This is a genomic window from Candidatus Obscuribacterales bacterium, assembly GCA_036703605.1.
In the GTDB taxonomy this organism is placed as follows: domain Bacteria; phylum Cyanobacteriota; class Cyanobacteriia; order RECH01; family RECH01; genus RECH01.
This window is the reverse complement of the sequence record DATNRH010001160.1, coordinates 1-3094: the sequence shown is the minus strand read 5'-3', so window position 1 is coordinate 3094 and position 3094 is coordinate 1. Positions and strand designations below refer to the sequence as shown.

General features: G+C 56.4%; 4 protein-coding genes. 2 read left to right on the top strand and 2 right to left on the bottom strand.

Translation table 11 applies throughout. The features are described from left to right. A partial coding sequence (locus V6D20_23975) for a GAF domain-containing protein (protein HEY9818839.1) occupies positions 1 to 1057 on the bottom strand: 1057 nt, incomplete at its 3' end. Between the two features lie 53 nt (positions 1058 to 1110). Here V6D20_23975 and V6D20_23970 point away from each other — a divergent pair. Further along, on the top strand, positions 1111 to 1242 hold the full coding sequence (locus V6D20_23970) for a hypothetical protein (GenBank protein ID HEY9818838.1): 132 nt from the start codon (positions 1111 to 1113) through the stop codon (positions 1240 to 1242). Between the two features lie 30 nt (positions 1243 to 1272). On the opposite strand, the gene V6D20_23965 is transcribed toward V6D20_23970, so the two are convergent. After that, positions 1273 to 2556, bottom strand: a complete 1284-nt coding sequence (locus V6D20_23965; GenBank protein ID HEY9818837.1) for an MFS transporter — start codon at positions 2554 to 2556, stop codon at positions 1273 to 1275. 155 nt (positions 2557 to 2711) lie between these two features. On the opposite strand from V6D20_23965, the gene V6D20_23960 reads away from it, so the two are divergent. After that, the coding region (locus V6D20_23960; GenBank protein ID HEY9818836.1) for a DUF2996 domain-containing protein at positions 2712 to 3094 on the top strand (383 nt) is incomplete at its 3' end.

The window sequence follows — 3094 nt, the reverse complement described above, 5'->3', positions numbered from 1 at the left end:
CGCTGAGGGGTTGCACCTCGACGGGCATGGGCGGGGTGGGGGGCTCGTGGCAGAGTCCTAGGTAGTTTTGGGTATGCACGAGGGCGATCGCCACCTGGTTTGCCACTTGGCGCAGAGCCTGCAGTTGGTCTACGGAGTAGGTTTGATGGGGAGAATCGGACAGGAGGGCGATCGCCCCAAAGAGGTCTTCTTGTACTGAGACCGGAATGATCAGCAGGGAACCGGCACCGGCTTTGCTCATCCAGACCGACAGGTTTTCTAGGTCTAGGCTTGGCTCCGTGAAGTGTAGGTAGGATGCACCGCCCTGCTCTAGGGCATCTAGGGCCAATTCCCAGTCGTCTCGGCACAGGGGCGGTAGGTCGCAGGATTGGTGGGGTGCCGTCCATACCGAGAGCAGATCGGCGGAAGCCTGGCGGAAATCAATGAGCAGAGAGCGATCGCTGCCCATGACTACCCCCAGTTCTGCCATCACCCGATCCACCACCTGGTCAGGATCAAGACTAGAGTTGAGCAGTTGATTAATGCCGCTGACGAGGGCAATGCAGCGATGGGCCTGATCGGCTTGATAGCGATGGAGCAGGGCCAGGTAGGCTAGATAGGTTTGTTGTGCCAAACAGGTGAAGGCGGCCAGGGTCTGCGGTGACTCATCAGCCCAGGCGGTTGGCGGATCGGAGTCTGGCGCTGGGCGATGGAGCCGGAGGATGAACTGGGGTAGGATCGCTTCCCCTGCTGGGGGAGCTGGAATTGCGATAGGAATCATGCCATCTCCTGTGGTCGGATCCAGGGAAGGATCTACCTGGGGTGGCAGCCACTGGGGCCAGTCGGCATGGCGGCCTTGATAGAGCGCAGGTTGGTGAGGTTCTGGAGATGCATCTGCCGTTTGCTGGTGAGCCCAAACATGGACACCTGTCGATCCATCAGCGGCGGCAATCCCAATGGATGCATGGAGGCCATAGTCCTCTGCCAGGGTCTGGATGAGGGTGGAAATTAATGCCGTAGGCGCGATCGCTTCATGAACGGCCTGCACAAGCCAGACCTCAAGGGGAGTCGTGTTCATAACCTTCTCTCTCAGACAACAGAGCTTAGTGGGTAGCCCATCTGCATAGGTTTATGATGCCCTGCAAGTCCTATGACGATGGCATGTGGGTGGGGTTGATGACGGAGATGGTAAATAAACGCGTTAAGGATCTAAGTTCAAGGGCAACGATCGCCGATAGTCCTAGCCTAGATCAGGATCGCTAGACTGGGCAGACTAGATCCATGATGGGCAATCTAGGTTTTCTGGGCTTGAGACAGCAGGCGATCCAGCCAGAGCAGAATGGCGATCGCTCCCAGAACGCTCAAGGCGGAGCCCAGCCAAAATCCATCGATCACCCAACGGTCTTGATCGAGCACCCATCCTCCCAAGGTTGGGCCAATGAAATAGCCCACCGCCCAGCATAGGGAATTGATCGATAGGTACACCCCCCGCAAGGCGTCAGGGGCGATCGCGACGACGAGGGCAGAGGCGGCTGGGGTGTAAGCATCGGTGGCGATCGCCATCACGGCTAATCCAGCTAGGGCCCATCCCAGCGCCAAGGTTGTAGTGACGCCGGTGAACCAAATCAACAGAAATCCGAGTCCCCAACACAGGGCCGATCCAATCAGCGCCCAGACGAGGCCAAAGCGCTTCAGACCACGGGCTATGGGCAGTTGGCAGAGGGCAGAGAGGACAATGTGCCAGGTGAACAGCAGGCTGATCATGGCTTCGGATAACCCCAGCACGCCATCAAAGGACACAAAACGGCTGAAATAGACCGGCAGCGTGCTCTGCACTTGAGCAAGATAGGTGGTAAACAGGATGTTGACACCGGCATAGACTAACAGGGGGCGATCGCGCAGGGCAATGGCCCAGCCAGCAAAAAAGGAACGGCCCCGATCGGTATTACTTAACGTTTCAGCGATCGCTACATAGATCAAGACAAAAAAGATGGCGTAGGACAGACCATCGATGACAAAGAGCAAGCGGTAGAGACCCGTCAGGGCAATTAGTGTGCCGCCAAACACCACGCCAAGGCTCAGACCCAGGCTATCGGCCAGGCGCACAATGGCAAAGGCTTCGTTGCGCTGCTCTGGGGTGACAATATCCGCTACCACGGCCTCCGTCGCTGGCCAATAGAGGCCAATGCCCACCCCCATCAGTAAATTACCGACGAGGAAGACTGGAAAATCATCGGCGATCGCCAAGGCTACATCGGCCAAAGCCGACACCGCCGCTGACCACAGCAGGGTAGAGCGTCGCCCCCAGCGGGGAGAGTCGGCCATAGATCCACCGACAATCCGCCCCACAATGCCCGCAATCGAGCCGCTGCCAATGCCGATCCCCACCATGGTGGCCGAGAGACCCACTTGGTTGACAAAGAAAATGGGAGCATAGAACAGGGTGAAGCCATTGCCTACTTGGGAGAGCAGGCGTCCTGCTGATAAGAGCCAAACCCGACGATCCAACAGCGGTAGGCGAATGAGATGGCTCAAGGCATGGACCCATGCTTTTAAGATGGAAAAGAGACGTGGCATACAACGTAGTGCTGAACGGATCTGAAATCGTTGACAGGGGCGATCGCCCTTGGGCGAGCATCGAGTCTTGAGGATACCCTGTAATTGTGAGGCACAATCTTGAATCAAACAGGGTTGAGCCTTAAGCTAAGGTTGAACTGCATGTGACCGACACTATGTCAGACGATACTAAAACCACCCCAGCTAAGTCAGACGGCGCTAAGGCCAAGAAGGAAAAGCCACCTAAGCTAGAGGACAAACCCTTCGAGGAATTTATCACGCAACACTTCATGCCCAACCTAAAGGAAACGCTAGGTAATCAAGGCATTCAAGATATTGAACTATCCTTCGTGCAGGCGAAGCTGCCCGTGAATGGGCTCAGCGATAGCCCAGACTGTTGGCAAGTCTTGGGCCGTTGGGATAAGGGTCAACGGCAATTTTCCATTGGGTTTTCTAAGCCTGATATTTCCGCAGCCAAGTTTTTCTGCGCCGCTGACTCCAAGTCTCAGCCCAGCACCCTAGAGTCGTTCATGATTGATGAACGGCGGGTAACGCTTGA